Origin of the sequence: Acetobacterium sp., assembly GCF_036508315.1 — a bacterium.
GTDB lineage: Bacteria > Bacillota > Clostridia > Eubacteriales > Eubacteriaceae > Acetobacterium.
Window position 1 is genome coordinate 115604 of sequence record NZ_DATCHP010000025.1, and the last position, 22796, is coordinate 138399.

Annotated in this window: 24 protein-coding genes and 3 pseudogenes; 4 read left to right on the forward strand and 23 right to left on the reverse strand. The window is 36.6% G+C overall.

The features are described from left to right. Nucleotides 1-249 precede the first annotated feature (249 nt). From VIK44_RS03245 to VIK44_RS03285, 9 genes are all read right to left on the reverse strand, one after another. Nucleotides 250-543, reverse strand: coding sequence for a ferredoxin family protein (locus tag VIK44_RS03245; protein WP_331552406.1), 294 nt, complete (start codon nt 541-543; stop codon nt 250-252). Next, complete coding sequence (locus tag VIK44_RS03250; protein ID WP_331552407.1) at nt 543-1838, reverse strand: FAD-dependent oxidoreductase; 1296 nt, start codon at nt 1836-1838, stop codon at nt 543-545. The genes VIK44_RS03245 and VIK44_RS03250 overlap by 1 nt, the downstream gene beginning before the upstream one ends. Beyond that, a complete protein-coding gene (locus VIK44_RS03255; protein ID WP_331552408.1) occupies nt 1831-2904 on the reverse strand; it encodes an electron transfer flavoprotein subunit alpha/FixB family protein in 1074 nt (357 codons plus the stop codon). Before VIK44_RS03255 ends, VIK44_RS03250 begins: the two co-directional genes overlap by 8 nt. Further along, entirely contained in the window at nt 2892-3701 is an 810-nt protein-coding gene (locus VIK44_RS03260) for an electron transfer flavoprotein subunit beta/FixA family protein (RefSeq protein ID WP_331552409.1), read from the reverse strand. Before VIK44_RS03260 ends, VIK44_RS03255 begins: the two co-directional genes overlap by 13 nt. A 60-nt stretch (nt 3702-3761) precedes the next feature. Then, nucleotides 3762-4469 (reverse strand): bifunctional demethylmenaquinone methyltransferase/2-methoxy-6-polyprenyl-1,4-benzoquinol methylase UbiE, encoded by a 708-nt coding sequence (gene ubiE, locus VIK44_RS03265; RefSeq protein ID WP_331552410.1) that lies wholly within the window; start codon nt 4467-4469, stop codon nt 3762-3764. Nucleotides 4470-4471: 2 nt separating this feature from the next. Beyond that, a complete protein-coding gene (locus VIK44_RS03270; protein WP_331552411.1) occupies nt 4472-4612 on the reverse strand; it encodes a hypothetical protein in 141 nt (46 codons plus the stop codon). Between the two features lie 24 nt (nt 4613-4636). Then, complete coding sequence (locus VIK44_RS03275; protein ID WP_331552412.1) at nt 4637-6031, reverse strand: 4Fe-4S binding protein; 1395 nt, start codon at nt 6029-6031, stop codon at nt 4637-4639. A 26-nt stretch (nt 6032-6057) separates the two neighbouring features. Beyond that, nucleotides 6058-6588 carry a FixH family protein gene (locus VIK44_RS03280; RefSeq protein WP_331552413.1) on the reverse strand — a complete coding sequence of 177 codons (531 nt, stop codon included), beginning with the start codon at nt 6586-6588 and terminating at the stop codon, nt 6058-6060. A 128-nt stretch (nt 6589-6716) separates the two neighbouring features. Then, nucleotides 6717-7538 carry a polyprenyl synthetase family protein gene (locus VIK44_RS03285; RefSeq protein ID WP_331552414.1) on the reverse strand — a complete coding sequence of 274 codons (822 nt, stop codon included), beginning with the start codon at nt 7536-7538 and terminating at the stop codon, nt 6717-6719. A 198-nt stretch (nt 7539-7736) separates the two neighbouring features. On the opposite strand from VIK44_RS03285, the pseudogene VIK44_RS03290 reads away from it, so the two are divergent. After that, nucleotides 7737-8045: pseudogene (locus VIK44_RS03290) on the forward strand (class I SAM-dependent methyltransferase); the annotation flags it as partial. 545 nt (nt 8046-8590) lie between these two features. On the opposite strand, the gene VIK44_RS03295 reads toward VIK44_RS03290, so the two are convergent. The 7 genes and pseudogenes from VIK44_RS03295 to VIK44_RS03325 all read right to left on the reverse strand — a co-directional run bounded on the left by VIK44_RS03295 (nt 8591) and on the right by VIK44_RS03325 (nt 13095). Beyond that, nucleotides 8591-9148 (reverse strand): TlpA disulfide reductase family protein, encoded by a 558-nt coding sequence (locus VIK44_RS03295; RefSeq protein WP_331552415.1) that lies wholly within the window; start codon nt 9146-9148, stop codon nt 8591-8593. A gap of 10 nt (nt 9149-9158) precedes the next feature. Further along, complete coding sequence (locus tag VIK44_RS03300; protein ID WP_331552416.1) at nt 9159-9830, reverse strand: cytochrome c biogenesis CcdA family protein; 672 nt, start codon at nt 9828-9830, stop codon at nt 9159-9161. Between the two features lie 305 nt (nt 9831-10135). Further along, nucleotides 10136-10282 (reverse strand): cation transporter, encoded by a 147-nt coding sequence (locus VIK44_RS03305; protein ID WP_331552453.1) that lies wholly within the window; start codon nt 10280-10282, stop codon nt 10136-10138. Between the two features lie 10 nt (nt 10283-10292). Next, nucleotides 10293-10577: pseudogene (locus VIK44_RS03310) on the reverse strand (heavy metal translocating P-type ATPase); the annotation flags it as partial. A 246-nt stretch (nt 10578-10823) separates the two neighbouring features. Then, nucleotides 10824-11342 carry a hypothetical protein gene (locus tag VIK44_RS03315; RefSeq protein WP_331552417.1) on the reverse strand — a complete coding sequence of 173 codons (519 nt, stop codon included), beginning with the start codon at nt 11340-11342 and terminating at the stop codon, nt 10824-10826. Between the two features lie 27 nt (nt 11343-11369). Further along, nucleotides 11370-11657 carry a heavy-metal-associated domain-containing protein gene (locus VIK44_RS03320; RefSeq protein ID WP_331552418.1) on the reverse strand — a complete coding sequence of 96 codons (288 nt, stop codon included), beginning with the start codon at nt 11655-11657 and terminating at the stop codon, nt 11370-11372. Between the two features lie 172 nt (nt 11658-11829). Next, the gene (locus tag VIK44_RS03325) at nt 11830-13095 is read right to left on the reverse strand and encodes an HD-GYP domain-containing protein (RefSeq protein ID WP_331552419.1); all 1266 of its coding nucleotides are present in this window, start codon (nt 13093-13095) and stop codon (nt 11830-11832) included. 284 nt (nt 13096-13379) lie between these two features. Here VIK44_RS03325 and VIK44_RS03330 point away from each other — a divergent pair, with 284 nt between their 5' ends. Next, nucleotides 13380-13667 carry a hypothetical protein gene (locus VIK44_RS03330; RefSeq protein ID WP_331552420.1) on the forward strand — a complete coding sequence of 96 codons (288 nt, stop codon included), beginning with the start codon at nt 13380-13382 and terminating at the stop codon, nt 13665-13667. Between the two features lie 198 nt (nt 13668-13865). Next, on the forward strand, nt 13866-14045 hold the full coding sequence (locus VIK44_RS03335; RefSeq protein WP_331552421.1) for a hypothetical protein: 180 nt from the start codon (nt 13866-13868) through the stop codon (nt 14043-14045). A 96-nt stretch (nt 14046-14141) separates the two neighbouring features. On the opposite strand, the pseudogene VIK44_RS14205 reads toward VIK44_RS03335, so the two are convergent. From VIK44_RS14205 to VIK44_RS03365, 7 genes and pseudogenes are all read right to left on the reverse strand, one after another. Next, nucleotides 14142-14201 (reverse strand): annotated as a pseudogene (locus VIK44_RS14205) (SHOCT domain-containing protein); the annotation flags it as partial. Between the two features lie 392 nt (nt 14202-14593). Next, entirely contained in the window at nt 14594-14905 is a 312-nt protein-coding gene (locus VIK44_RS03340; protein WP_331552422.1) for a CC/Se motif family (seleno)protein, read from the reverse strand. A gap of 170 nt (nt 14906-15075) precedes the next feature. Next, nucleotides 15076-15315 carry a sensor histidine kinase gene (locus VIK44_RS03345; RefSeq protein WP_331552423.1) on the reverse strand — a complete coding sequence of 80 codons (240 nt, stop codon included), beginning with the start codon at nt 15313-15315 and terminating at the stop codon, nt 15076-15078. Further along, complete coding sequence (locus tag VIK44_RS03350) at nt 15290-15670, reverse strand: hypothetical protein (protein ID WP_331552424.1); 381 nt, start codon at nt 15668-15670, stop codon at nt 15290-15292. Before VIK44_RS03350 ends, VIK44_RS03345 begins: the two co-directional genes overlap by 26 nt. A 64-nt stretch (nt 15671-15734) precedes the next feature. Further along, nucleotides 15735-15941, reverse strand: coding sequence for a copper ion binding protein (locus VIK44_RS03355; RefSeq protein WP_331552425.1), 207 nt, complete (start codon nt 15939-15941; stop codon nt 15735-15737). Between the two features lie 631 nt (nt 15942-16572). Then, the gene (locus VIK44_RS03360) at nt 16573-16815 is read right to left on the reverse strand and encodes an SHOCT domain-containing protein (RefSeq protein WP_331552426.1); all 243 of its coding nucleotides are present in this window, start codon (nt 16813-16815) and stop codon (nt 16573-16575) included. Between the two features lie 68 nt (nt 16816-16883). Further along, on the reverse strand, nt 16884-17552 hold the full coding sequence (locus VIK44_RS03365; protein WP_331552427.1) for an SHOCT domain-containing protein: 669 nt from the start codon (nt 17550-17552) through the stop codon (nt 16884-16886). 652 nt (nt 17553-18204) lie between these two features. Here VIK44_RS03365 and gltB point away from each other — a divergent pair. Beyond that, entirely contained in the window at nt 18205-22788 is a 4584-nt protein-coding gene (gltB, locus tag VIK44_RS03370; protein ID WP_331552454.1) for a glutamate synthase large subunit, read from the forward strand. The last annotated feature ends 8 nt before the right edge of the window (nt 22789-22796 follow it).

Genomic DNA, 22796 nt, shown 5'->3' on the forward strand with positions numbered 1-22796 from the left:
CTCCCTAAAACAAGCACTTGTACCATCGCATTGTCTTTAAACTATGATAAATAATATGTCCTGCTATAGCTATAATAAATAAAGTTGTTGATATCTTAACCCACATATACTTCGTCATCCCTTTCTTAACATAAATTAAATTAACACTCTCAAATATTTATAAAAGCTTATTTTATAAATATTTTTTTTATACTATATCAATTTAAAGGGTATGCAATATACCACACACCCTTTAAGCTTATTTAAATATTAAGCTAACCTGAATTGTATTCCGAAACCTCCACGAGGATAGTTCCAATCGATATTATCATGAGGGCATGCAATTCGACAAGCGCCACATTCCAGGCAGCCTTCAAATCCTACTGTGATCTTGTCATCTTTATGTTCATAAACCCTTGCAGGGCAGAGTTCGGTGCAGGGTTTATCTTTGCAATCAGCACATACAGCCTGATCTTTGATAATTAAATGGGATATTGTGTCAGCATTATAGGTGTTCAAAAACAATTTATCATCAATATTAACTTTGTTTTTTATATCACCCATTATTTCACTTCCTTTAACATTTTGAATATATCTAAAGCAGCAGTTAGTTTTGTTCTGCCCTTAGTCATGTGTTTTGTAATTAATTTTTGTTTTTCAGATTTGGATACACCATCTACTGTTAACATTTCGCTGACGGATTTATTCACTGCCGGCATATAATGATTAAAGTAGGCACCATTATTCTCCAGTGTGGAGGAAGCGTTTTTATATTTTTTCAGATCCTTTGTGATGTAACTATTATTAATTAGATCACAATAATGAGAAAGGGTACGCTCAGTGAATTCTCCAATACCTTTAGCTCGAATAATGGTTTCAGCAGCAAAACGTCCTGAGGTCATCCCCATATTCGAACCTTCTCTATGAATACCATTAACAAACTGAGCCGCATCACCGATAACTATCACTCCATTGTCCACTAATTTAGGAATGCTTTTATAACCACCTTCCGGAATTAAGTGGGCATAATATTCGCAGGGCTGACTTCCTTTAATTATGGGCTTAATGATAGGGTGATTCTTTATATACTCCAACAGTTCATAAGGTTTTATGTGTTTTTCATACATTTGTGAGAGTAATGCACCGCATCCAATAGATAAATGATCTTTATTTGTATAGATAAAGGCTGTACCTACCATTCCTAATGTCCCATCACCAAAGATTTCAATGGTTGCTCCCATGCCTTTTTCAAGGTTAAACCTTTCTTCAATTCTTTCAGAAGGTAACTTAAGTTCTTCCATTACACAAAGAGCCACCTCATCCTTGCGCCATTCTTTATGGAAACCCAGACTTTTACCCAGTAATGAATTTACGCCGTCAGCAAGAACAACTACATCTGCAAATATATCTCCATCAGGTCTGTCCGTGCGAACACCAACAACTTTATTATTTTCCAAAATGCATTCTTTTACTACTGTTTCGTTAATAATTAGTGTTCCAACTTCAACACATTTTTTTGCAAACCATTGATCAAATTTACCTCTGAAGACTGTAAAGTTATTATATGGAGCTTTAGACCATTCCATGCCTTTATAACCGGTCTTCGTAACCGATTCTTTACCCATTATCCATAAATTTTGTTCAACAATGGGACGCTCTATAGGGGCATCTTTCCAAAATTCAGGGATAATTTGTTCCATCATATGACGGTACAGTACTCCACCCATAACATTTTTTGAACCAGGATGCTGTCCCTTTTCAATTACAATAACCTTAAGGCCAGCTTTTGACATGATATAAGCTGCCGAGAGTCCAGCTACTCCAGCTCCAACAATAATAGCATCAAATTTTTCACTCAACGGTTACCACTCCCTTTATATCACAATTTATATTTTTAAGATTTAAATTTTTTATTTCAGATAAAGATTGCTTAAAAGCTTCAATTAATTTTGGCAATATTGTAAGTGCATCTCCCACAATGCTGTAGGTGGCAATTTTCATCATAGGACACTGTGGATCTGTATTTATTGCAATGATTGTTTCAGACCCCTGGAGTCCAACGATATGTTGTATTGCACCAGAAATTCCTATAGCAAAATATAGCTTTGGAGATACTGTCTGGCCTGTCTGACCGACTTGACGTTTCGGATCAATTAAATTTTTTTCAATAGCTCCACGGCTTCCACCAACGACACCTCCAAGTACGGTAGCAAGCTCTTTTAGTAACTTAACCCCGTGCTCATTTTGGATGCCACGGCCTCCGCTAACGACAATTTTAGCATCTTCAAGCTTAACATCTTCTGCTTGATCTTTAACTATTTTAAGAACTATAGTTCTTAAAGAATCTTCTTCAATGGCAAACTTTTCTCTTAAGACTATGCCAGTCCTATTTGATTCAGGAATGGGCATTTTCATGACCTTTGGGCGGACAGTAGCCATTTGAGGTCTATGGTCTTTACACACAATGGTAGCCATAATATTGCCACCAAAGGCAGGTCTGCTGGCAAGTAATATTTTTTTCTCTAAATCAATATCGAGAGCTGTGCAATCAGCAGTCAGTCCAGTCTTTAGAGTAGTTGCAACTGCACCAGCAAGATCTCTGCCAGTGGTAGTTGCTCCCATTAATAATATCTCTGGTTTATATTTTTCTACAAGATAGCAAAAAGCTTTCATATAGGTTTCAGCTCTGTAAAAATGAAATACTGGATCATCAATAACATAAACTTTATCAGCTCCATACTCCAGAAGTGTAGGAATAATAGCTTCTACTTTGTCTCCTAAAAGAACTGTTGACACTTGTACTTCTAAGCTGGAAGCAAGTTTTTTTGCTTCACCAATTAGCTCGAGAGTAACGTTGGCTAGTTTTCCTTCTTGCTGTTCTACAAAAACCCATACACCGGAATAGTCTTTATCTATATTTGCCACTGAAGTATTCCTCCTTTAAGTTTGTCAACCAGGGTTTTTACTACTTTGTCTTCACTGCCTTCAAGCAACTCTCCGCCAGCTCTTTGTGCTGGTGGGAAAATACGACGCACAGAAGTTGGAGATCCCTTTAATCCTAATTGGCTTAAATCAGACTCAAAATCATTAATTCCCCAGGCAATAGGCTTATAACGGGCTGCTTTGATCATATTTGTCAAGGGTGAAAAGCTTAACTCATTAATATCTTTTTCAACCGTTATCAAACATGGGAGTTTTGATTGTACAACTTCATAGCCATTATCAATTTTTCTATGAAGCACAACAACATTTCTTTCCAGGTCAAAGCTTTCAATATCTTCAACATAAGTTAACTGAGGCATGCCCAAACGACATGCAATGCCTGGACCAACCTGGGCGGTATCTCCATCTATTGCCTGTTTGCCACAAAATACTAAATCAATTGGGTCCTTATCCATTACTTTCTTTATACCCATAGCAAGGATATAGCTGGTAGATAATGTATCGGATCCTGCAAAGGCACGGTCTGATAGTAGGTATCCTTCATCGGCACCCATTTCAATGCATTTTTTAATAACTTCCTGTGCTTGAGGAGGTCCCATTGAGATAATAGAAACTTTTCCCCCCATTTGCTTCTTTATTTGAACTGCTTCTTCAACAGCATGAGCGTCAAAAGGATTAATAATGGTAGGAGCAGTCGATCTGTCCATAGTATTAGTTATAGGATCCATTTTAATTTCAGTAGTATCAGGTACTTGTTTTACACAAACTAAAATATGCATATAATTATAACTCCTTTTTAATTGCAGCTTGCCTAATATAGCAAAACTGACTATTTATTTTTATAAGGGTTTAGTTCCGAAATGTAGTGAAGCTACTCCACAAGTTAGGGATTTAAACCCTGAATTTTCAAAACCAATATTTTTAAATTCGCGTCGTAGTTGACGTTTTGTCATAAAGCCGTTTACCGAATCACGCAGATAATAATAAGCTGCTTTATCCTGGGTACCTAGGTAGCCAATGACTGGTAATACAAAATTGAAGTATAAATTATATATATTTCTCAAAATAGGTATTTCAGGCTTAGATAATTCTAAGCAAACTGCTTTACCCCCTGGTTTTAAAACTCTATACATTTCAGAAATAGCTTTTCTTTTATCAGGTATATTTCGTAAACCAAAGGCTATTGTTATACTATGGAAGGTATTATCTTCGAATGGAAGCTCCATAGCATCTCCTTGTATCAAGTCATATTTGTATTTATCCAATGATTTATTAAGTTTTTTATTTCCAACATTAATCATTTCTCTATTGAAATCCAGACCTATAACTGGTGTGTTTTCACCAACCGCTTTACATTCAAGTTCTATCATTTTACCTGTACCGCAGCACAAGTCTAATACTTTATCATTTTCTTTAATGTTACATAGTTTTACAGCTTTTTTTCTCCATAGCTTATCAATATTCAGTGATAGTATTGTATTTAATTGATCATAGTTATTAGCAATTGATGAAAACACACTTTGCACATCTGTGGTGATTTCTCTCATTATTATAAACCTCCTGACATCAAAGAAAATATTAGAAAACTGTTAATTGGTAAAATTGCTCCCAGGTTTACTGTAATTGCCGGACCTATGAAAGAGAAAGGTCTTACAGCTCTTAGATATCTCTTGCCTTTTTCTTTAAACATAAATATTCTCCTTTTTTATATTTACTACATCCGCATTGCCATTGGAAGAGAAAATAATAGTATATTTGCTACTGCAAGTAATATCATTAGAATTGTGTAAACCACTGTGGTTCCTAAAACTGTTGATTTAATTTGACTGCTCCTGGCAAGTCTATAAGCAGTATATATTGAACCTACCGTACCAATTGTAATTATTATATACTGAAGCATTTGAATAGTTGGACTAGAGACTAATGCTGTTGAAGCTCCATTAGATGATATCCCGAAAAGTTCCATGAAAGTGTAACCCACTGATTTACCTTCTGCCAGCAAATGAAACAGGTTATGAGCGATGTGGCCTGCTAAGTCTAACGGTATAATAGCGTATCCAAATCTAGCAAAATTTTCTTTAACGGAAGTTTTATTAAATTTTTTAGCAATAAGTCCTGTTAAGAGGAGTAATGCAACAGGAATGGCCATGGCTATGAGGAAAGTAACCGTAAAGGTTATATAATAGTTTGTAGTTCCCAGGATATTTTCAAGAGAATTTAATATTTCGTCCCATATTTCCAGCATAGTTATGTTTTGAACAAATACAATACCCATGATTACGATGGCTAAAAATGCAACTTCTATTTTCGGTTTTTTGATATTCCATAATTCTTTGGTAGGAATTCGAGTACTGATTGTTATAGAGTCGTTTGGACAATTTTTCACACAATTACCGCATAAGTTACATTCTGCACTATCATCCATTGTTCTGGGAAATTCAAACATCGGGCATCCGGGAACTTCACTTGTGCCTTTGTAACAAGAAGCTGTTGTACATTTTTTACATATTTCCGGGGTTCCGCGCAGTTCCACCATACCTGCTCTGGAATAATTGCCAGATAATCCACCAAGGAAACATAAATATCTGCACCATGTCCTTCTCTCAAAGAGTGCTCCGGAAAATATTACAGCAGTTGTAATCATAAAAAGTAAAACGCCTGAGCCACGAGGGTTCTCAACGATACCCCAGACATGGTCACTCCATGTGATCATAAGAAAGGTTATATCAATAATCCAGATACCATATTTTTTCAGAAATTTTGGTACAGGTTTGTTGTTACCAACAAACTTCTGAACCACATCATTTAGGTATCCAAAAGGGCATACAATACACCAAAACCTTCCGAAAAGCAGTAGAAGAATAGGGAGTAGCGGCCACCATAACACCCAGGTTCCTGCCGTTCCGAAGTTATCATGAGCTTCTCCGGGTCCAATGATTAGCTCTAAGACGATAAAGGCAAAAATTAAAGCTATTGGTATCTGAAATACTGCCGGATACGTTTTACTTTTAATAAAATTTTTAAACTTCTTATTTTTTAATAAGTCGTTTTCTTTTTTCACTGGTGAAGGAGGTAAATCCTGTTTTAAAGGTATTTTAATCTCTGCCATAAGTGCGTTTCCTTACTTTCCAAGCTTTAAGCTTTAGTAGATTTTTTCTTTTTTGTAATAGCAGCTATAACGATAACCAATATAATTACTGCCAAAAATCCACCGATTATAAGAAAATTAGGGCCTGCGCTTTGTACTTTAACATCAAGATCCGTTGTTTTTGCCTGTCCTAGTACATTATAGGTAGATGTAATGATCCACTGACCATTTTTGTTGAAGTCTACCATGCCTGTATAAACGCCTTTTTGGGAACCTTCTTTTAAATCTATCATCATGGGTTTATCTTCTTTCATACCTCCCATATCAGTAGATGTGTCCATGGCTGCAGTCAGTTTTAAATTAGGATTATCTAAAGGCTTTCCACTGCTGTCAAGCAGGGAAATTGTAAATTCATTGCTTCCTGGTTTAATTGTTTCATTTGCAAAGGTTATGGTAGTATTTACACCATCAGCCTGTTTATTTATTGGGGTACCAGTTGTCGCAGCAAATGCTAAAGTTGAAAAAGATAAAGCGAATACTAAGGTAAATACAAGGCTTTTAATTAATTTGAATTTCATGTTTATAAAGCTCCTTCATATTGAAAATATTTTTTGATCTTAAAACTATTTATTATGGAAATTTAGTATTAAACTTAAATTTATGCTAATTTATGCTTTGTGTATTGGGTTAGAGATTAACAATTTAATTATGCGCTATTTACTTTTGCCTCGGAAAAACAAAGAACCAAATTTACAATACTTATTAAACTGAATTTGTATGCAGAATCTTCAAATGCGTCAAGTGCTGCTATTGCTCTGTTTCCATATAATTGAGCATCTTCTACCGTTATATTTAATTGATTATTAATATCTTTATCCATACAATCATCCATTATCTGATATGCCATTCCTAGATTTAATCCATACTCTTCGATGCCCGCAAGTTGGTTTTTTGTTGCTCCAGCCAATGCTGCTGCAATTTTGCAACTAACAGACATAAATAATGCGGTTTTACCTTTAATAATATTCAAATATATTTCACGGCTAGGCGACTTATTTTCTGCTTGAATTACTTCAGCGGCGCACATATATTCAGTTAACTCAACGATGATTTTATCAAATTCTTTTGGCAGTGAATTTGTGACTGTATTGAAAGCTAAAGAATAAACAACATCACCTACTAATACTGCTATTTTCTTACCATAAATTCTATTGATGGTTTTTTGACCACGCCGGAATAAATCACCATCAATTACATCATCATGTATTAAACTTGCGCTGTGCATGAGCTCAATGCCAGTAGCCATTTGGATTAACTGATCATTAGTACTCTTTGGGAGCTTATTATTTACAATGCCCGCCGAGAGCAAAGCTAATGTAGGTCGAAGTCTTTTCCCGGGATTTTTAAAAAAATAACCTATAATTTCTTGCAGACAACTGGTTTCTAAATTTTCACATATTTTTTTCAGTTCCTTCTCGACAAGATTTAGATTTTTACTTATCGGACAATAAATGTCTTCAAACTGCAATCTTCTCACCACCTTTCTATATTGTAAAATTAAGCAATACCTTACTTTAAAGTACTTGCTGTTGAAAATATTTCTCAAGTACAGTGGTGATTATATTAAAATGTTATGAAGAAATTATGTAGAAAGCAGATTATTTAAAATAACTTAGCTTTTTAATAAAATAAACTCAATACCTTCCTATAAAAATCATTAGATTTTGGAAGTGGAACAGGGACTTTGCTAATGATGTTGGCAACCCTTTATCCCAATAACGAACTGCAAGGTGTAGACATTGATGAAAATGTTCTGAAAATCGCACAAAAAAAAATCATTAAAAATGATATGTGTGTGCATTTAAAAAAATTTAACAGAACTAATTTACCCTATGAAGACAATTATTTCAGCAAAATTTTATCCAGCTTAGTAATACATCATATTTCTTCTGAAAATAAGTTGATAATATTTGACGAGCTGATAAGAGTATTAAAACCAGGTGGAGAAATATTTATTTTGGATTATGGAAAGTAAAAGAGACTATATTCGAAAATAATTGTACATGTTTTTCGAAAATCAGAGCCAATAGATGATAATATTAATGGTCTGATGCCAGATATATTAAAGAAAGCAAAATTTCATAGCGTGACTATAAATAGTTATTATAAAACCTTGGTTGGAGATCTCACAATATATCACAGGAAAAAGTGATTAAAGAAACGAAGAACCTTTTTCTAAAATCTTTCACCATTCTTTTCGCAACCTTTCTTTCTTTATTTACTAATATTATATTCGCTCATGTTATATGTCAAAAATAGGACAGTGTTCTCATGTTTCTTACTATTTCTATAATTCTTAATAATTCATGTTGGGTGAGATTTTAGTGTTCACATCATATTGCTGACTAAGACTATCTATTATTTCCTTTGTTCGTTTCTCTTGCTGAATTGTAAGATAATTGGTAAATTCTTTTCAATTAAACTATTGGATTAAAAGCTGATTGGTGCCACAGTAAGTAACTTGACCAAGGCAATGGTCAGCGATAATTTCGTTCTTAAACTATGTTTCATAGCGGTCTCCTAATCCATAATTAATTGAATGTCTTTATTTAAAGAATCTTCATCAACGGCTCCCTGATACTTTGTTACAATTTTTCCATCAGCGTTGATAAAGTAAGTGGTCGGTATGGATGTTACTTCATATGCAGTGGCTGCTTCCTGGTTTGTATCAAAATATACAGGAAAATCAAATCCTTGATCACCTACATATTGAAGCCCGGTTTCTGTGGTTTCCTGTTCACCATCAACGAGATCAACCATTAAAAATACGACCTCATCTTTTTTATCCCCATATATTTTATTAAAGTGAGGCATTTCGCTTTTGCAAGGTGGACACCATGAAGCCCAAAAGTTTAGTACGATTGGTTTCCCGAAAAAATCAGAGAGTTTAGCGGGATTTCCTGCTTCGTCTATGACTGTGAAGTCCGGTGCCGCCCTTAATACATTTTTCTGTGATAAACCAATTGTATTTGTATTCAATTTATTTGTATTAGATAGATAGGTATATCCCCAAAATACTGTTCCTAAGAATACTGCAAAGGCGATGATTCCTATCAAAGTTTTGATCTTGATATTCATTGACTTCTCCTTATATTGTAAGTATTGAAAGAAAATATCCCATTAAACCAGTAGCCATCAGAATACCGATTATCACAAGAAACACCCCTGAAATAAAATTGATGATGCGATAATTCCGTTTTATAAAATTGAATGTTGAGGTTAAACGTTCAATTAATAGTGCACTTATGATAAATGGAAGACCCAGGCCAAAGGAGAATGAAAAAAGCATTAATATTCCTTTTAAAGCATCACCACCGGAAACTGCTAACATAAGCGCTGATCCTAAAAATGCACTTACACAGGGAGTCCAACCAATAGAAAACACGATTCCAAATATAAGGGATGATAAGAAGCCAACTTTAAAATGTTCCTGTTTAAAATGGTGGTTCATCTTTAGAAAAGGAAGATGCAATACCCCCATAAAATTTAAACCAAAAAGTATGACAATAATTCCGGTAATTAAATGTAAACTGTTTTTATATTGGATTAATACACTCCCGATACCACCTGCAAACGCACCCAATAAAACAAAAATAAGTGTAAAACCGAGTACAAAGCCGAGCGCATTTGTACTCGCATTCGACTTATTTTCCTTGTTGGTTTGTCCCGCAAAATATAAGATATAAACAGGTAGCATGGGCAGTAAGCAAGGAGAAATAAAGGTGATAATACCTTCAAGAAACGATATGAAATAGTCCATTTGAATATCCTTTTAATAACCTAAACGAAAGCAGTTATCACAATAGCCATATTTGGCCGCTTTGACTTTTGCCAAATTTCTCTTTATTTCAATAACAATCCCAAATTCTTCCAGTTTCATATTCATTTCCACCTTTGAAAAATATCAATCATAACTGATTGATATACCGATTACTATTTCACATCCATAATGGTCACGTGTTATATGAGCGAATATTATTGGATCTGACCTAATAGATCGTATCCTTCTTCTTCGATTACAGCCTTAAAGGTCCCAAATGTTAACTTACCAGAATCATATTCGATTTAAACCGTTTTTCTGGGAAGATCAACCGTTACACTTTCAACACCATCCAGTTCGCCAACTGCATTTTTCACAGCTTTTTCACAGTGAGCACACGACATTCCTTCTACATTTAGAATTATTTTTTTCGTTTTTTCTCCTCTAATAATTTAAAATTATTTATTTAAGGCTTAAAACTTTTAATCTGAGTGCGTTGGTGAGAACCGATACAGTATTCAGTGACATGGCAGCAGCCGCAAAAATCGGATTTAACAATGGACCGCCAAAAAGATAAAGGAGTCCGGCCGCGATGGGAATCCCGGCAACGTTATAACCAAATGCCCAGACAAGATTTAGTTTAATATTACGAATGGTGCTTTTACTGAGTTTTATTGCCGTTGGAACATCCATAAGATCACTTCTCATCAGTACAATGTCCGCTGATTCCATGGCGACATCTGAACCCTTTTCAGCTGAAGCCGCATTTTGGAGCAGCCAATTTTCTTCAATCCCAGAAATTGTGATAATATCCGTTACTTCTGGCTTGACTTCGGTAATAGTACCTGTTTTATCAAAAACGATAGTGTTGATTTTATGGGTGGTTTCTAAAGCTTCTCCCCCTTTAGTGTCTTGTTTGAATTTGCATTTTTTTTAGATTTTTTATTGATTTATTGGAGCTGAACCTGTATTGATGAAATATTCATTGATATTTTATTGGTTTATATCGTCGACAACGGTAATCGTGCTTCCCACCATTCCCATCCAGCAGGAATAGACAATTTTACCTGACGCAGTCGGTGTGAATTCAACTACATTTTCTCCGACATTGAATTTTTGTTCCACGCCATAGCTTTTAATGAGCATTTTATTATTGCACCTACTCAGGTCACCATCATTTGCAGTAATTGTCCATTTAACGGGTATGCCCGTTTGTACGACAATTGGAGCATAACCACGATTGAAAGTTGTCGCCACTGTTTGAACACCATCGCTCACTGTCGCCTTTGCCGCGCCATTTGAACTGGCAGCGAAACTGCTGGTGCTCTGCTGCGTTTTTGTATTTTGAGCATTACTGCTTGACTGGGTTTGTGACGGTTTCGAATTAACTGCACTCCCCCCGATGTCCCAAAAATTCTGCTGCAACTGGAAAATACCACGATCCCGATGACGATTATTGCTAAAACGCTTCCTACTAAATAAAATGATTTTTTCATTACTGGCCGTCATCATTTTACTGGTGATCTATTTGCTGAGTAATCAACTAAGTGCTCCCAAGCCAAACATGAGTGGCACCGTTCCCAAACTAAATACCAGCATTGCTCCCGCACGCTTCACATGATAATCCATCTTCTCAATGGTTTCAACAATGGTTGACAGCTTTACACGGTTCGCATCATATATAAAAATGACCTGTGAACGTGTATAACTTGCAGTGACACTGATTACACCATTAAGCTTCTTTAGTTTGTTCTCAATTCGATTTTCACAGTTAACACATGTCATCCCGCTAACTGAAAATGTCTTTGTTATTGGTTTTTCTTCCATTGGTCATTCTCCTTGTCACTTCTTGTCTAAGAGTATAATAGCAGCAACTTTTGTAGAACTTATGGAGATGAAAACCATTGAAAATAATCTTCAAAAAATAAATCAACGCATCAATTATTCTAATACGTTAACTTTATTTCTAATGATGATTGTTTCTATTGATACCCTATTACTAATTAATATTCTTGATTGTACTTTCAATTTTCATGAACACATCAACCAACATATTGTCAAATTGAGTACCGCTGTTTTTTTGTATCTCTGCAACTGCTGCATCATGGCTAAATCGCTTTCGATATGGCCGGTCCGTCGTCATCGCATCATAGGTATCTGCAATCGCAATGATCCGGGAACCCAGTGGAATTTCCTCACCTTTGATCCCACATGGATAACCATTGCCTGAAAATCTTTCGTGATGATGTCGAATAATCGGTAACGCTTCAGCAAGAAAACCAACATTACTGAGAATGTTTATCCCGATATCTGGATGCTTTTTAATTACCTCATATTCTTCATCCGTCAGTTTACCATTCTTATTCAAAATATGATCGGGTATTCCTATTTTTCCGATGTCATGGAAGAGCCCGGCATATTCAAGAATTTTCAGATTTTCTGCTGTCATATTAAGCTCTCTGCTTAAAAGCATCGAGATTTTTGATACTCTTTCAGAATGACCAGCGGTATCCGGATCTCTTGCATCAACAGCATTGGACAAAGCAAATACTGTGTTTAGATAGGCATCATCCAGCTTTTTTAGAGATAATTCTATTTCAGACTTTTGATTAATAAGTTCCTTATTTTGATTCAGAAGCGTTTGTGATGTTTTATAAAGTATGCCAACCAGCAATAAAAAAAGAATAATAAATCCACCAAAGACTGTTAATGCTATCACTTGTACGATCATATTCGCATGTTCACTGATATTTTTTTCAAGGATTTGTAAAACAGCGACGCCCTCAATTTTACCGTCATATAGTATGGGTTCATAAACGTTTATGACAAGCTTACCTGTATTCTCTTCTTCAACATTATTGAGCCGATAAGCATCCGAAACGACGAAGGGTACCTCACTCTTTAATATTTTTTCAAGATCTTTATTGTTCAGCTGTTCCCTTGTAAAATCAGAATTATCTGACATGATCTCTGTCTTCTCCTGATTGATGAGTATGATTGATTGAATGTCATATAAATCCATGGTTTCAATGATATTTGACTTAATTTGAGATGCCTTATCATTGGATATATTATCAGTAAAGTCTGATTTTTCCAGATTGTTTTTAATCACTGTATTGATTGTAACTTTAGCCACTTCTTCTAAATTTCCCAGTTTATCATTTTTAATATGTTGATATATAGCCAGGGAAAGTACAATCCCAATCAAGACAAATGCGAACATACTGTATAAGGCAAAAATCTTTATTAATGGATATCTTTTCATAAATACTACCTTTCAGAAATACTTTTTCAATCATATCATTGCTATCTGTTATGATCGAATTGTCATTATATCTATCTTATCGGCTAAATCAAGATGAAAATTATCTTTTTTATCTTATTATGAAATTCTGATCCTCTCAATCACTACCAAATAGGTATTCCATTGGTGACAGAATTCGAAAAAATTATACCAAAATAAAAAAGAAATTCTAAATCTCCATAAATTCTCCACAACCATCACGTATAATTCAATCACAGATAAAATACATTTAGGAGATGATTATTGTGAATTGCAGTAAAAACGATGATAAAAAGGATAACTTGAAAAAAAATAAAAAGAGTCATATGTCGCACATGACGATGATGGCCATATGTTGTGGCGCACCAATCTTAATATTAGTCATTATAACTTTGCTCGGATACCAAGGCGCTTTGTTTACAATTTTTCCTTTCATCTGCCCGATTATGATGGTACTAATGATGCCTATGATGTTAAAGGGTGGAGATAAAGGTAAACCGGAACCAACAGAGCTAACAGAAGAAAAATCTTCAAATCAAAACCTTCTGTCTTAACAATTTTTCTTTCTGTTCTTCAGCCGATAGACACATACGTCCCTTTTGCATGTGTCTATTTTTTGTTATTATCAAATTTTCTAAGATATATTATTCAAATTTTTAATACTATTTTTAAAAAATAATGGATTTCTACATAATTTCTCTACAAGTCTATTATACGATAGATAACAACAAATACTTACAGAGGAGAACTAAATGGGAACAATCGTGTTAATTTTAATATTTATCGGACTCATGTTTGTAATGTCTAAATTCGGTGTTGGATGTTGTGGTGCCCATTTTGGTCATAACCATCATAGTAGCACAAAAAATATTGAAGGTTCTGGAAAAGAACAAATTTCTAAGCATGATTTTGAAGAATTTTTTAAACTTTGAATGATATTCATTTAATACTATTCTGTCATTTAGCGGTAATTTGAATGTCTGTTTAAAAGACACAAAAAAAGGGTAGTGCCGATACTGCCCTTTTTTTCGATTATACTCTTCTTCATCGATTTCACCACGAGCATATCGCTCATGCAAAATTTTCAAAACATTATTCCCTTTTCACAAACAAAAAAACGACTTTTAAGCCGGTTTTCAATATTCGTACTGGAGCTAACGGGGGGAATCAAACCTCGTCCGGCTAATTATAAATCAGACATTTTTCCTATATCTAAATCCTTCTTGATGTTGTTGGGTCTTTATTAAAACAGTTTCTATTATTTTTCAACTGCATAATATTAAATATTAATCTTCCTTTTCTATCTCCATATTTATTATTACCATCCCATAATAGTGTAATTTAATTTATTATCTTCGGTAAAAAGAGATCTTTTTTATTAAATACCAGATAATTTCGATAAAAATCTAACTTATGGTTAATAATTTCTGTATAGAATAATGACGACCAAGTCCCAAACGCAACGCAGTTGTTATCAATACTAATCCCGCTTTTTCAGGCTGATCCCCTCAACCAGAATCGTTGCTCCAATTAGATTTTTTTTGAATGTGAAATGTAGCATTGACGCTGTTACCTTGGTTTTTTTGCTAATGTATAATGTAACAGCATTCTGTTGATAAATATCAAATAAATCCGGGTGATCCGGCTTTGCAAGGGTAACCTCAGAAATTTCGAAAGTTGGGCAACATCCACCACCAGTGGTACTGATATTGAGTGTTAAAACGCTTTTTCTTTTTTTATTCATGTAATCAAGAACTTTTTGGTCAATTTTGATTGTAAATGATTTATTCATATCTTCATCTCCTATTCACTTTGGGTATTTCACTGCTTCATTTAGCTAACTTTTACGAAAGATAGCAAATCTGTTATTATAACAAACCGTTTATCCGCGAATGCTACATAGTCTACCTTCTGGAGGAATGATGAATTCATTCCCCCAGAAACCCCCATAACCTCTTGATTTCATGCTATTTCGGCAGGGTTACAATAGAACAACTTACCTTCGTTTAAATGGCTTTCTACCTCAAACGACCCCTCATGCGCTGTTACAATAGACTTAACAATGGCAAAACCAATACCCGATCCCCCGGTTTTACGGTTACGTGATTTATCTGCACGATAAAAGCGCTCAAAAACAAAGGGAAGCTCTTCCTCTGGAATACCGATGCCACTATCTTTAATGCCTAACCTTATAATCGCCATCTGATATCTGTTTAGTAACACTGACGGTTTCTAATATAAGTCGGCTGAGTCGTTTGGCCAAAAAAGCGCCAATCACAACCGAAAAAGCAAGAGAAAAGATACCAATTCCGAGAAAGATCATGTTGAGTGCATTTAAAAACTGAAAATCATTCTCACTGAGAAAATAAGGCCCAAAATAGCTGATGTTTACCGTACCGATAGTTTTGTTATCTTTTGTGATATCAATGGTTTTAGAAGTAAACTTACCTACTCCGTTCGGATATTTCATCATCATTCTTTGAAAGATATCGTTCATCATCTGGGAACACAAAACTGTATCACGTGCTTCAGCATCCCATATGCTTCGATTTTCCATATCATCAACGACAAGCACTTTTTTACGTTATTGTTCAACTTTTAAGTGCCCCATATATCATCTGCTAAACTACTTTAAAATCCTCTTCTTCAATTGCGAGTTTAAACTTGTCAGGAGATACCTTGTCAGGATCATACTCAATTACAACCGTTTTTCCAGTCAAATCAACATTGACACTTGCTACGCCATCCAGCTCACCAACAGCATTTTTCACTGCCTTTTCACAGTGAGAACAAGACATACCTTCAACATTCAGTGTTATTTTTTCCATTTCTTTCACCTCTCAAAATTTATTTATAGGGTTTAAACGCTTTTAAACTAAGTGCATTGAGCAGGATACTATCGATATCTGCCTGTCAATTCCTGTCATTGGTTATGATAACAGTTAGTTTTGTAGAACTTATGGAGATATAGAACATCTTCTAGCTCCTCTATTTTCATTTTTAGAACATTGAAACGTTTTCATAATACTATTTTAGTACTTTTGCAATGAAACAACTTCTTAGATAATCTTAGATCTGATCTTAATGGCAACCTTGTTACGTAAAACCAGGACATCGAAGCTGTCAGGATATTTGCAGCTTTCTCAATTTACTCATAATATTTATTCAGATGTTACAACTGTTTATGTGATATATTTGGAGCTCATAACCGTAACTCAGTTATTTTTGCCCTTTGATTGGAAAATCCCTGGTTACATAGAAAGGGCAGTGCTTTTAAGCACTGCCTGAGGTTGGAGAAAAGATGTTAAAAAATATCAGTAAATCTATTTCATGTCAATTATTTTATCCGGTTGTTTGCCTCTTGGCATACAACCGGATAAACAATTGTCTAAGAAATTCGAGTTTGTTAACAGTCTGTGAGGCAGCCTTTTGAGACATTGCCTTGATTACATCTGTTGCCTAAAGCTTTCTCAGCTCAGCTTTTTTTCTATTATACTCTTCTTCATCAATTTCACCACGGGCATATCGCTCATTCAGAATTGCGAAAGCATTGTCAATTGAACGTGATCCGTCTTTAGCGTTTGTGCTCGTAAAGTGATGAATAATGAAATAAACAGCAATGATAACCAACACTAATAATAAAAACAGGCCGAACATCATAACACCGCCGAATCCGCCACCATATCCTATTCCATACATCATAATGAATTCCTCCTTTATTTTTATATCATATTCCAAAATAATCCATTATCTCTAAAGATAACTTTGTTTCAAGATCTGATGTTTTTTGTCATTCTGTCAAATTCTTCCTTTGTAATTTCCCCATTGGCAACCCTTCTGGCCAATATTTCAGAGGTCGTGTCCTGGACTGCTGTTTTCTTTTTTGATCTGAGAACTGCAAAAACGATTAATGCAATAATAGCGATTAACAACAGGAGAACAAAACCAGTCATAATACCGCCATATGCCAGATAACTAAATATACCTGATATACTCCATCTTGAATCGGTGCCTGAATTATTGCGGTTTATATTATCATCATTCCACCCACGAGCAGGGTTTGAATTATTATACATCATGCCTCCGCTCATGATATTCATCATGCCGTTCGGATAATCCGAGAGATAGTTGAGCCCAACATTAATATGAAAGGTTTTAAGCGATTCTGACCCATCCCCACCCAGTCTGTTATCCATTTGGTCGTGCATGGCTGTATTGCCAATCATTGCCTCCATCACAGAGTCACCCAATTCTTCAAGCTTTGCCTGGCTGACTTTGCTTACATCAATCTGATCTGAACTACTGATTCCCTGTTCTGCTCTGATTTCTGCTAATATGGTATCCACACTTTTTAGTTGCATTTCGTCTGCAAGGGAAACTCCGGCAAGAACAAAGCTGGTAAATATTGATAAGATTAGAATTAAAATAATTTTCTTCATCTTTCTCATCACTTCCTTTCTTCTGATATTACTTTTATACCCTAAGCGAATTATCTCAAACACCATTTCAGGAAAATAAGATCAATCCTTAATTTTTTTTAATTTTTACAACTGTTCCGATTTTTACAATATTACTTGATGCAAAGCGTGTAATATTAGATTTAGCAAGGACAAAGTCGTCTGGGTTACAGTGATCAAAAACATGATTGAAGATTTTTATGAACTGGCCAATACCATCCCTGAAAATACGTGCATCTTTTAAAAGAGTCAGAATATAAAAAACGAATCATTGTAATTTAATTTACAAACCGAAAGCGAAGGTGCTCTGCGCCGATTATCAGTGTTTTATGCTAATTGGTTCGCTGGCAGGAGTCTTTAGCAACTTATCTCGAGCAGCATCAGCCGTTAAGGTATTAAACCTTAACGGCTGATTTTTTTTTTCATATTAAAATCTTTTAAAATAGGTTATAATAAAGTGAATGTACAAAAATCATTATTTCAATTAATACTGTTTGAATGTTTTATAGGTTGTATGGTACAGTTTGTTACAAAAAAATGGAAATCAGCATCGAGAAATCGTGTTAATTTATTAAATAACACGATTATTTTGATGATTTCAAGAAATATTTTTCTGAGGAAGGTTAAGATGAGTATGAAAAAAAGCTATTTACCCCCTAAGCAGGGACTTTATGATCCGGATTTTGAACATGATGCCTGTGGTATCGGAGCGGTTGTGCATATTAAAGGGAAAAAATCCCATGATATTCTGCAACAGGCATTAACAATTCTCGTGAATTTGCAACACCGTGGCGGAAGAGGTTTCGAAACAAACACAGGCGATGGCGCTGGTATTCTGATCCAAATTCCCCATCGCTTTTTTGAAAAAGTTTCGCTAACAGAAGGCTTCACCTTGCCTCAATCAGGTGATTATGGATTAGGTATGCTATTTCTTCCTACTGATCCCGATGAAAGAAAAAAATGCGAACAAATATTGGAAAAAATTATTCAGGAAGAAGCTCAAAGCCTGATAGGTTGGCGAGACGTTCCCATCGATTTAGGTGATCTGGGAAAGGCAGCCATTGCCAGCATGCCTTTTATTAAGCAGGTTTTCATTAAAAAAAATCCGGAAATAAAAGATGCCATGGCCTTTGAACGCAAGCTCTACACCATTCGTAAACGAACGGAAAAGAGCATGAAAGAATTGGGCCTATCATTTTATGCTGCCAGTTTTTCTTCAAGAACCGTTGTTTATAAGGGGATGTTAACCGAAGACCAGGTCGGCGAATTTTATACGGACTTACAGGATAAAGACGTCGATACTGCCATTGCCATGGTCCATTCCCGTTTTAGCACCAATACCTTTCCAAGCTGGGAACGGGCTCATCCAAACCGGTATTCCATCCATAATGGTGAAATAAACACACTACAGGGCAATGTCAATTGGATGTATGCCAGACAATCCATGCTGCAAAGCGAACTTTTCGGGAATGAACTGGAAAAAACATTTCCGGTTGTCGATACCGATGGCAGTGATTCCGCTGTTTTTGACAATTGTCTTGAATTTTTAAGTTTAACCGGCAGATCCCTGGCTCACAGTGCCATGATGATGATACCGGAACCCTGGTCCAAGCACCAAACCATGAGTGCTGAAAAAAAGGCTTTCTACAACTATCATTCAAGAATGCTTGAACCCTGGGATGGTCCTGCTGCGATGGCTTTTACAGATGGCATTCGATTGGGGGCGGTCCTTGACCGAAATGGATTGCGTCCTTCCCGTTATTACGTAACAAAGGATGATATGGTTATTTTGTCATCAGAAGTTGGGGTTTTAGATATCCCCCCTGAAAATATTCTCATTAAAGAACGTATAAAACCAGGAAGAATGCTGATGATCGATACCGAAAAAGGTGAGATCATCAATGATGAAGACCTCAAGCATGAGGTTGCTTCCCAGGAACCCTATGAAGAATGGATCCAGAAACACAATTTGACTTTAGATATGTTTCCTGAACCAAAAATCACAGAAAACCCCGAAAAAGAAAGTTTAATTAAACGTCAAAAATCTTTTGGCTATACCTACGAAGATTTAAAATCATTGATTATACCCATGGCAAAGGATGGTGTCGATCCCATTGGTGCCATGGGCAACGATAGCCCCTTAGCTGTTTTGTCAGATAAGTCTCAGCTGCTTTTTAATTACTTTAAGCAAATGTTTGCCCAGGTCACCAATCCACCCATCGATGCCCTCCGGGAAGAACTGATCACCGGAACAGAGGTCTATCTTGGCGGAGAAGGTAATTTAATCGATCCAAAACCTGAAAGCTGTCATCAGATTAGCTTGCATACGCCCATTTTAAGCAATGATGACTTGGAAAAAATCCGGGAGCTGAATGACCCCCTTATTAAAACAGTCACTTTATCAACTTTGTTTGATAATAATTCCGGTGGTGATGGATTAAACCAGGCCATGGAAACTCTGTTTGCCTTGGCGGATGAGGCTATTGAAAATGGAACAACGATTATTGTGCTTTCAGATCGCGGTGTTAATGAGAATAAAATGCCGATTCCATCGGCATTGGCAATTTCAGGACTCCATCAACATTTAATTCGCAATCTCACCCGAACGAAAATCAGCCTTATTGTGGAATCCGGGGAACCCCGGGAAGTCCACCATTTTGCAGTATTAATCGGTTATGGTGCCACCGCCATCAATCCATACCTGGCTTTTGAAACCATCGAGAATCTCATTGAAAAAGGTTTGTTAACAGATGTTGATTCTAAAACAGCCATTAAGACATATATTAAAACCGTTACTAAAGGGGTTATCAAGGTACTCTCCAAAATGGGAATTTCAACGATTCTGAGTTATCACGGTGCCCAGATTTTTGAAGCCGTTGGTATTAATTCAGAAGTCATTGATCGTTTTTTCACAAGAACCCCATCAAGAATTGAGGGCATCGGACTTTCTGAAATTGCCAGAGAATCCCAAATGCGTCACGATGAAGCCTATAACAATCCCTTCTCCGACAATGAAACCCTTGATTCCGGCGGAAATTTCCAGTGGCGATCAGAAGGCGAATTCCATACCTATAATCCTGATACTGTATATAAACTGCAGACGGCTTGTCGAACCAATGATTATCAGCTTTATCAGGAGTACACACAATTGATTAATGAACAAAGCCAAAAAATGTGCACCTTAAGAGGCCTGATGGACTTTAAAGAACGTGAACCAATTTCCATCGATGACGTTGAATCCGTTGAAAATATTTGCACCCGGTTTAAAACCGGTGCCATGTCCTATGGATCCCTCGGCAGTGAAGCCCATGAGAGCATGGCCATTGCCATGAATCGAATCGGCGGAAAAAGCAATACCGGCGAAGGCGGCGAAGATCCGGAAAGAAATGTCCCATTACACAATGGGGATTCCCGTTGCAGCGCTATCAAACAAGTGGCTTCCGGACGTTTTGGCGTGACCAGTCATTATCTGTCCACCGCCCAGGAAATTCAGATAAAAATGGCTCAAGGAGCCAAACCCGGAGAAGGCGGACAACTCCCGGGTCGTAAAGTATACCCCTGGATTGCAAAAACCCGATTTTCCACCCCGGGAGTTGGACTGATTTCGCCTCCACCTCATCATGATATTTATTCCATTGAAGATTTGGCGGAACTGATCCATGACTTAAAAAATGCCAATCGTGAAGCCCGAATCAATGTTAAATTGGTTTCAGAAGTTGGTGTCGGCACCATTGCCGCCGGCGTTGCCAAAGGCAAGGCGGATGTTATCTTAATCAGTGGTTATGATGGCGGAACCGGTGCTTCGCCAAGAACCAGTATTCGTCATGCCGGACTTCCCTGGGAACTTGGCCTGGCCGAAACCCATCAAACCCTGGTACTTAACAATTTAAGAACCCGGGTGGTTCTTGAAACAGATGGTAAATTGTTAACCGGCAAAGATTTGGCGGTTGCGGCTCTATTAGGCGCCGAAGAATACGGATTTGCAACGGCCCCGCTTGTTATTCTAGGCTGTCTCATGATGCGGGTATGTAATTTGGATACCTGTCCTGTGGGGATTGCCACCCAAAATCCTGAACTCAGGAAATGCTTTACCGGGGATCCCGGGCATGTGGTGAATTTCATGAAATTCATTGCCCAGGACCTCAGAGAAATTATGGCGGAACTGGGATTTAGAACAGTGAATGAAATGATTGGCCGATCGGACAAGCTTGAAATGCACAAATCCATTACTCATTGGAAAGCAAAAGGTCTTGATCTTTCAAGTATTCTGTATCAACCCAGTGTACCAAAAGATGGGGGTTTATACTGTCAAATAAAGCAAAACCATCAATTAGAAAAATCTTTGGATCTATCCGAATTATTAACTCAATGTGAGCCAGCGTTAGAACGCGGTGAAAAAGTCACTGTTTCCGCAAAAATCAAAAATACCAATCGTGTTGTTGGAACAATTATCGGTAATGAAGTCAGCAAACGTTTCGGAGAAAACGGATTACCGGAAGATACCATTGAATTGAATTTTACGGGTTCTGCCGGACAAAGTCTCGGTGCCTTTATTCCAAAAGGAATCACCATTAAACTGGAAGGTGATTCCAATGATTATTTCGGAAAAGGATTATCCGGAGGAAAGCTCATTATTTATCCCCCCAGAGAATCAACGTTTATTCCGGAAAAAAACATTATCATTGGGAATGTCGCCCTTTACGGAGCCACCGAGGGAGAAGCCTATATCAGAGGCGCTGCCGGGGAACGGTTTTGTGTTCGAAACAGTGGGGCAACAGCCGTGGTTGAATCCGTTGGTGATCATGGATGCGAATACATGACTGGCGGTAAGGTTGTTATCCTCGGAAAAACCGGCCGTAACTTTGCTGCCGGCATGTCAGGCGGCGTCGCCTATGTCTTGGATCATGAGGATTGCTTTGGTGATACCTGTAATTCTGATATGGTTAACCTGGTTGAAATTACCGATGAGGCCGAGTTATCCGAACTTAAAAATTTAATTCAAAAGCATACGGACTATACCAAGAGTACCTTGGGACAATCAATTTTAGATGATTTTGATGTGCAGTCAAAGAAATTTGTAAAAGTTTTACCGAGGGATTATAAACGTATGTTAGATGCTATTAAACGTGTTGAAGCCCAAGGGCTCACCGGCGAAGAAGCATTAATGGCGGCCTTTCAAGCAAACAACAATGATTTATCACGCGTTAGCGGAAATTAGTGAGGAAG